The sequence below is a fragment of the Melaminivora alkalimesophila genome, from assembly GCF_000282995.1.
In the GTDB taxonomy this organism is placed as follows: Bacteria; Pseudomonadota; Gammaproteobacteria; order Burkholderiales; family Burkholderiaceae_C; genus Melaminivora; species Melaminivora alkalimesophila.
On sequence record NZ_ALEE01000656.1, the window covers coordinates 1 to 349 of the forward strand.

Consider the following 349-nt stretch of genomic DNA (forward strand, 5'->3'; position numbering starts at 1 on the left):
TGCGCGTCGAGCAGCTGCTGCTCGCTGTAGGGCGCGCCGGTGGGCAGGCGCGCCAGGCGGCGCGCGCCGTCGGGATCGTAGCGTTCGCTGCCGCGCACCTGCACCGCGCCGAAGGTGACGAGCGGCCCGGGCGCGTATTGCACCTGCAGCGCCGCCTCGGCGCGGTCGGCATCCACCTCGGCGCGGCTGCGCTGCACGCGCGCCAGCGCGTAGCGGTCGGTCTGCAGCTGGCGCAGCGCCTGGGACTTGGAATCGTCCCAGTCGCGCTGGGTGAAGGGCGCGCGCGGCTGCAGGCCGAAGCTGCGCTCCAGGCGCTCCTGCCGCGCCAGCAGCTCGGCGGCGTCCGGCC

Annotated in this window: 1 pseudogene; it reads right to left on the reverse strand. The window is 76.8% G+C overall.

Annotated features, from left to right (window positions below):
- Positions 1 to 349 (reverse strand): annotated as a pseudogene (locus A612_RS17425) (outer membrane protein assembly factor); the annotation flags it as partial.